This is a genomic window from Micromonospora arida, from assembly GCF_042873195.1.
GTDB lineage: Bacteria > Actinomycetota > Actinomycetes > Mycobacteriales > Micromonosporaceae > Micromonospora > Micromonospora arida.
In genome coordinates, this window is the sequence record NZ_JBIALC010000014.1 from 178183 (window position 1) to 185742 (window position 7560).

4 protein-coding genes and 1 pseudogene are annotated in these 7560 nt (G+C 71.0%); 3 read left to right on the forward strand and 2 right to left on the reverse strand.

Annotated elements, in window-relative coordinates; translation table 11 throughout:
• The first annotated feature begins 138 nt into the window (after positions 1-138).
• Together ACFYP0_RS29605 and ACFYP0_RS29610 are read left to right on the forward strand one after the other, a co-directional pair.
• Positions 139-834, forward strand: coding sequence for an SDR family NAD(P)-dependent oxidoreductase (locus ACFYP0_RS29605; protein WP_124856245.1), 696 nt, complete (start codon positions 139-141; stop codon positions 832-834).
• The gene (locus ACFYP0_RS29610) at positions 828-2462 is read left to right on the forward strand and encodes an MFS transporter (RefSeq protein ID WP_355498923.1); all 1635 of its coding nucleotides are present in this window, start codon (positions 828-830) and stop codon (positions 2460-2462) included. The genes ACFYP0_RS29605 and ACFYP0_RS29610 overlap by 7 nt, the downstream gene beginning before the upstream one ends.
• Positions 2463-2506: 44 nt before the next feature.
• On the opposite strand, the gene ACFYP0_RS29615 is transcribed toward ACFYP0_RS29610, so the two are convergent.
• Both ACFYP0_RS29615 and ACFYP0_RS29620 read right to left on the reverse strand, forming a co-directional pair.
• Entirely contained in the window at positions 2507-3094 is a 588-nt protein-coding gene (locus ACFYP0_RS29615; protein WP_355498925.1) for a hypothetical protein, read from the reverse strand.
• 119 nt (positions 3095-3213) lie between these two features.
• Positions 3214-6393 carry an AfsR/SARP family transcriptional regulator gene (locus ACFYP0_RS29620; protein ID WP_356980658.1) on the reverse strand — a complete coding sequence of 1060 codons (3180 nt, stop codon included), beginning with the start codon at positions 6391-6393 and terminating at the stop codon, positions 3214-3216.
• 373 nt (positions 6394-6766) lie between these two features.
• Between ACFYP0_RS29620 and ACFYP0_RS29625 the strand changes: the two are divergent.
• Positions 6767-7560 (forward strand): annotated as a pseudogene (locus ACFYP0_RS29625) (hypothetical protein); the annotation flags it as partial.

Here is a 7560-nt window from a genome sequence, read left to right on the forward strand (position 1 = left end):
CGACCGGGTGCCCCAGCCGTCCAGATCCACTCTTCGGGGTATGCCCAGCACTACCGGCGGACGGGTGTACGGGGCCCGGAAACGGGAAGAACGCGCCGTCGCGCGGCCCGCGTGACCTGTGCCGGCGGCTGGAGAGACATGGGTGCCAGAACCTTCGTGGTGGTCGGCGGGACCAGCGGTCTCGGCCTCGCGGTGGCCCGACTGCTCGTCAACGAGCATCAGGTCGTGGTGTTCGGCAACGTGCCGGCCGAGGTCGCCGCCGCGACCGACGAGCTGGGTTGCGACGGCGCCGTCTGCGACATCTCCTCCTACGAGCAGGTCCGCGACGGGCTTGCCGAAGTGGTCGAGCGCTACGGCACGATCGACGGGGTGGCGGCCTGCGCCTCCATGTGGGCGGGCGGCGACCTGGGAGACCTGTCGGTGGAACACATCCGCCGGGCCGTGGAGATCAACGTTCTGGGCATCACGTACCTGCTGCGGGAGGCGGTGCAGCACCTGCACCGGCAGGGCCACGGCAACGTCGTCTACATCGGCGCGCTGGCGCTGGCGGCGCCCCGGCCCGGCATCCCCGTCTACCGGGCCACCAAGAGCTACGGCAACAGCCTTGTCGATTCGCTGGCCGAGGCCCAGCACAGCAACCGGGTCAAGGTGATGCAGCTGCACCCCGGGCCGATGCCGACGCGGCTACAGGAACGGGTGGGTGCCGAGTTCCTGGACGAGGTGTACGCCATGCCCGAACAGGTCGCCACCGAGGTCGTCCGGTTGCTGCTGCTCGAACCCGACGACCTCTACGTCTCCGGTGAGCGCGTGCTGCGCGCGGACGGGCGGTGGTGACTGCCGCAGCCGGACCCGCCGACCGTCCGGCCTCGGCCTGGGCGCCGCTGCGGACGGCGGTCTACCGCAACCTGTGGCTGGCCCTGCTCGCCGCCAACATCGGCACCTGGATGCAGACCGTCGGCGCGCAGTGGCTGCTGATCAACCACTCCAACGCCGCCACCCTCGTCGCGTTGGTGCAGACCGCCAGTCTGCTGCCGGTGCTGCTGCTGGCGTTGCCCGCCGGGGTGCTGGCCGACAGCTTCGACCGCCGGCACCTGCTGATCGCCGTGCAGCTGTTCCTGGTGGCGGTGGCGGTCGCGTTGACGCTGCTCACCCTGACCGACCGGATGCCGCCCGCGCTGCTGCTCACCCTCACCTTCGCGTTCGGTGTCGGGCAGGCGCTGACCCTGCCGGCCTGGGCGGCGGTGATCCCGGAGCTGGTGCCCCAGGACCAACTCCGGTCGGCGTCCGCGCTCGGGTCGATAAGCGTGAACGTGGCGAGGGCGGTCGGACCCGCGGTGGCCGGCGTGCTGATCGCCCGTACCGGCGTCGCCCCGGTCTTCGGCATCAACGCGGTCGCCTTCGGGATCTTCGCGTACGCGCTGTGGCGCTGGCGGCCCGGCAACGCCCGCGCGGTCGAGGTGCCCGAGCGGTTCACCGCCGCGCTGCGGGCCGGCAGCCGCTACGTACGCCACTCGCCGACAGTCCGCCGGCTGTTGCGCCGTGCGTTGGTCTTCGTGGTCCCGGCCAGCGCGCTGTGGGCGTTGCTGCCGTTGGTGGCCAGCCGCCGGCTGGGGCTGGGCTCCGGCGGGTACGGGGTGCTGTTGGCCGCCCTCGGAATCGGTGCGATCGCGGGTGGTGTGCTGCTGGCCGTGATCCGCAACCGTCTGTCGGCCAACCAGCTTCTGCTCATCGCCGGAGCGTTGTTCACCGTGGCGCTGACCGTGGTCGGCACCGTGCGGGCGGTGCCGTTGGTGCTGCTCGCCCTGCTGCCCGCCGGGATGGCCTGGGTGACGGTACTGGCCAACGTCAACGCCGAGATGCAGATCTTCCTGCCCAGCTGGGTACGGGCTCGGGGCCTGGCCGTCTACCAGGTCTGCTTCGCCGGTGGGCAGGCGGCCGGCGCGCTCATCTGGGGGCTGCTGGCCGACATGGCCGGGCTGTTGTCCGCCTACCTCGTGGCGGCGGCACTGATGCTGGTCGGCACCGTGACGAGTCGGATCTGGCCGCTGCCGAACCTGCGGTCGGTGGACCGCGAACCGGCGGCCTACTGGCCGCAACTGCATCTGGCCCACGAACCGGACCCGTGGGTGGGGCCGGTGCTGGTGACGGTGCAGTACACCGTCCGACCGGAGCGGACCCAGCAGTTCCTGGCGGCGATGGACCTGGTGCGTGGCGCGCGGCAACGGACCGGCGCGATGCGCTGGGGGCTGTTCCGCCCGGCCGAAACGGTGGACCGGTTCGTCGAGGTGTACCTGGTGCCGTCCTGGGACGAGCACCTGCGCCAGCACGGCGGCCGGTTGACAGGTGAGGACCGCGCGGCCGAGCAACGGGCCCGGGAGCTGACCGACGGGGAACCGGAGGTCCGACACCTGGTGCCCGCCGCCGCCGGCCCGACGCTCTCCGACGACAGCGAGGCGCTCTGATCCGGCGTGTGTGCGTCGACGCGGGCGGCGGGACCTGCCGGACGTCAGCGGGCGAGTGCACCGCATGCTGTGCTGATGTCCGGCGTCAGGCCGCCGTCCCCACAGTCGATGTTCGCCGCCGCCCGCCCGGCGAGCTGCCACTGCGTTCCCGACCGCTGGAGGAAGATCTGCGGTTCCGGGAGAGTGTCCGGCGCCCCGGCCGGTACGGCGGTCAGCCGCGCATAGGAATTCCGACAGGCGAAGATCTCGACCCGGGCGATCTGTGCGCCGTCCAACAGCGCCTGGCTGGCCGCCAGCAGCGTGCTGGGCGTACAGCTGGCGTCGGTGTCGATTGGCCGATCCGGCGCGCCGCCACCCACCGCCGGTGACTCGGCGCCGGCGGTGGCCGGACCTGACCCGTCACCGGCGGCGGACCCACCACCGTTGGCCCGGCCTGGCGCGGCGCTCGCGGTCTGCGGGGCGTCGATGGAGGGAGACGGTCCGCCGGTCGGGGGCGCCGCGGACGGGGTGGACCCGGGCGAACTGGCGGCGGGCGCGCCGACCGAGCGCGGCGCGGGTTGGGAGCAGCCCGCCACCGCACACGTCAGGACCATCGCCATCGTCAATGCCACGTCACTGCCTCGAGTTCGCACAGCTGACTCCCTGCCTCGTCGGTCGGGCCGGATTCGCCTTCCGGACCCGCCGACGACGGTAGGAGTCGTGCCTCTGCCGAAGCTGAACCAAACCTTGAATCCGCAGGCGGGGAGGGCCCTCAGGCGGCCGACACGGCCAGGGAGCCGGCGGCGGTCGATCCGGCACAGTCGAAGCCACAGCCGGGGCCGCACGCCCGGTGCCAGCCCGGAGCCTCGGCGGCCTCCCGGGTGCCCAGCCGGGTGAACACGGCCAGGGCGTCCGTCCAGGCGGTGTGGGCCGCCGGCAGGTCGCCGCCCGCCGCCCGGACCAGCCCGATGTCCCGCAGGGTCCGCGCTCGGCCCAGGTCGTGCCCGAGCGCCTGCCATCCGTCGTACGCCAGCTCCAGCACGCGGGCCGCGTCGTCGAGCTGGCCGGCGGCGAGGTGCAGCTCACCGATGGTGCGCTGAACGAGGGCCACGCCCAGCCGGTCGTGCAGCCGCCGGCAGGTGGCCAACGAGCGTTCGAGAGGCCCCCGGGCCCGGTCGATTTTCCCCTGGCGCAGCCAGATCTTGGCCAGCGCCTGCGACGTGTAGCAGGTGATGTGCTCGTCCTGATGCTCCACGATCAGCGCATGTGCGCGAGTGCACCACGCCTCCGCCTCGTCCAGCTCGCCGCGCGCCCGGTGCACCAGGCCGATGGCGCGCGTGGCGATCGCCTCGCCACGCCAGTGGCCGAGCGTGCGGTACCCGCTGATCGCCTCGCCGAGCCGCGTGGTGGCCGCCGTGTCGTCACCCAACTCGCGGTGACAGTGCCCCAGACCGTAGCGGGCGTGCGCGGCGCCGTTCTCGTCGCCGAGCCGGGCCAGCGTCTCGGCGGCCGTCTCCAGCAGCGGGATCGCCTCGTGGTGCCGTCCCACCTCGCGCAGCACCGTGCCGAGACCGTTGCGCGCGGCAGCGGCCCCCGCCTGGTGACCGGCCTCGTCGAAGAGCGTGACCGCGGCGGGAAAGTAGCGCTCCGCCTCGGCGAACCGGTCCTCCTTGTAGCGGAGCAGCCCGATGCCACACTCGATGACGGCCTGCGCGACCCGGTTGCCGGTGCGGCGGGCGACGCCGATCGCCGCCGCGTGGGTACGGTCCCAGCTCACGAAGTCGTTGCGGACCGCGAACGAGGCGAAGACCAGCGCGTCGGCCAACGCGCAGGCGGCGGCGTCCATGTCGAGTTCGGCCGCACGCTCCACCGCCGCGACCAGGCACGCGCCCTCGGCGTCGAGCCAGCCCGGCCGCAGGTGATCCGCTGCCAGCACACAGGACTGGAGGCTGACCGGCATCGGCGGTTGCCGGTACAGCGGCGGCACCGCGTGCGGAAGCCGCTCGCCGAGGCGCTCGCTGAGCCCGGTTGCCGCGGTCAACACCCGGGCCACGGCGGTGTGCAGTTCGGCTGTGCTGTCCTCCTCGACGGCACGCTCGTACGCGTACAGCCGAACCAGATCGTGCATCCGGTAGCGCAGCGTGCGGTGCACCGGGTCCGGGACCACCTCGATCAGCCGGGCGTCGACCAACAGGTCCAGAAGCTCCTCGGTGACGTCCACCGGCTCGCCCAGCAGTGCCGCGCCCAGCCACTCGGCGAAGGTGGGCGCTCCCATGAAGCCGAGCAGGCGGAAGACCCGCCGCGCGGCCGGGTCCAGGCCGTGGTAGCTGACCGCCACGCTGAGCCGGACCGCCAGACCGTCGGCGGTCATCTCGTCGAGCCGGTAGCGCTCGTTGCGCAGCCGGTCGGCGAGACGGGCTATCCGCTGGTGTGGTCGGGCGGTCAGCCGCGCGCCGACGATGCGCAGGGCGAGCGGCAGGCCGGCGCACAGCTCGACCAGCGTCTCGGCCGCCTCCGGCTCGCGAGCGATCCGGTCCGCGCCGATGATCTGTCCTAGCAGGGCCAGTGACTGCTCGGGGGTGAACATCGTGAGCTCGACATGGTGCGCGCCGGGAACAGTGGTCAGCCGGGCCCGACTGGTGGCGATCAGGGCGCAGCCCGAGTCGCCCGGGACCAGCGGACGGACCTCCTCGGCGCTGACGGCCGCGTCGAGGACGATCAGGATCCGTCGTCCGCTGATGGTCGAGCGGTACTCGCCCAGCTTCTCCTCGGTGCTGCGCAGTTGCTGGACGTTCGACACGCCCAGGGCGCGCAGGACCTGATTGAGGACGCTGACCGGGTCGCTGCGCCGGCCGTCAAGTTCCACGAAGATCTGCCCGTCCGGGTAGCTGGCGCGCAGCAGGTGGGCGAGTCGGACGCTGAGCGAGGTCTTGCCGACGCCGCCCGGCCCGGACAAGATCAGCGGTGGCCGTGCGGTGAGCGTCTGCTGCGGCTGGGCCAGGGCGGTCAGCGCCTGCTCGATCTCCGCCTCGCATCCGGTGTGGTCCGGCAACGGGGGCGGTAGCTGGCAGCCACGGCCCGCCCGCCCGGCGTGCGGTATGTCGTCCGGTTGGTCCTGCTCGTCCGGCTCGGTCGCCTCGACCGGCTGTGACGGCGTCACGGCGGGCGGCGGCGTCGGTTCGAGCACGGCCACCGGCCGCCGTACCGACTCGTCGCGCAGGATGCGTTGGTGCAGGAGTTGCAGCTCGCTGCCCGGGTCGACGCCCAACTCGTCGGCGAGCAGGCTGCGGGTACGGGCGTACTGGTCCAGCGCCTCGGCGCGCCGCCCGCTGAGGTGCAGCGCGCGCATCAGGTGCAGCACGAGGGGTTCCGTGAGTGGGTCGCGTTCCAACGCCTGGCTGAGTCGATCGGCCACCGGCCCGGGGCGGCCCTGGCGCAACTCGCTCTCCGCCCACTCCAACAGCGTGCCGAGCGCCTGCTGACGTAGCCGTTCTCGGACCCGGGCGGCCCAGTCGCCGGGCAGACCGTCCAGTGGGTCGCCGCGCCACAATTCGACCGCCTGACGGAGCAGTTGCGCCCGTCGCGGGTCATCCGCGTCGAGTTGCTGGACCTGCTCGCTGAGAGTCCGCAGCTGCCGCAGATCCACCCGGTCATCCGCGGCTTCCAACTGGTATCCGCCCGGTCGCCGGGCCAGCGTGATCGGATGGACGCCCTCCCCGAGCGCGGCCGCGGCGAGCAGCCGGCGGATCCGGGTGATGTAGGTGTAGAGCACCCCTCGGGCGTCCGCCGGTGGCGAGCCATCCCACACCCGGTCGATCAGCACCTCGACCGGTACGCCCCGACCGACGTCGACGGCCAGGGCCGCCAGCACCAGGCGCTGCTTCAGTGGGCCGAGTTCGATCGGCCGGCCGGCCACCTGGATCTGTAACTCGCCAAGTATTCGAAGTTCCACGGCATCGCCCCCGCGCCCGCTGGATTGTCCACATCGCCCGTGAAGAGGGCAGATGTGGCTGTCAAGGATTCGTTCAGCTTCGCTACCGGTCCGGCTGCGAAGGTCTTGCCACAAGCGATCTGGTGCGCCGCCAACGGGTGTGGCCCGTGCAGCCCACGACAGTCGTCCTCTCCCCCATAGGAGCCGCGAGTATCGATTTTCATCGGATGACGCGAAGAGAGCCGCCGGGTCTCGGCAGCCCTCGTGATCTTGCAAGGTTCCCAGCGACTCTAGCCCGCCATCGGTGGTCATCAGTGCCCCCCGAGGTGATGCCAGCCGCTCGTCAGGGCCGCTACCGGTCCGAAAAACACTATTCATCAGGAGGACATCTGCTATGCGAGTCTTCGCAGCACGCTCACAATTGCGGCATCTGACCCGGCTGGTTGCCGGCGTGGCGCTGAGTGTGGCGGTCGTCGGTGCGAGTGGCCTGCTCGCCGTCTCGCCCGCCGAGGCATCGTCGATCAACGGACCCATGACCCGAACCGAGATGCTGGACCGCGCCCAGAACTGGGTCGATCGTGGCATCACGTACAACACGTATGCGAAGGTCAGTGACGCCGAAGGCGCTCACAGTTACCGACGGGACTGCTCCGGCCTCGTCTCGATGGCCTGGCATCTGTCCACGGATTACAACACCGAAGCCTTTCAGGGCAGTAACCCCATGTGGACGAAGTTCAGCAATTGGGACGACTTCCAGCCTGGCGACGCCATGGTTCGCACTGGCCATATGGAGCTTTTCGCGTTTTGGAGGGACAAGAGCGATCACCGCAAGGGTGCTTACGTCTACTCGTTCAACAACTCCGGTGAGACGGTGCAAAACCCTTACGCTCTCACCAATAAGGACGCCAGGGGATTCAACAGCTGGAGCGATCTGACCAGCTACCAACCAATCCGGCGGGTCAACATCGAGGCCGACCCGACGCCCGAGCCGGAGCCGACTCCGGTCGCGGACCCGAACGTGGTGCAGTTGTCGGGGGACTTCAACGGTGACGGTCGTGACGACGCGGCGATGTTGTATGGCTATCGGGATGGTTCGATCGAGTTGTTCACGTCGTTGGCCAATGCCAGTGGTGGGTTCGGGGCGTACTTCGGCAGTTACAAGCTGCCGGCGAATTCGTGGAAGTGGGA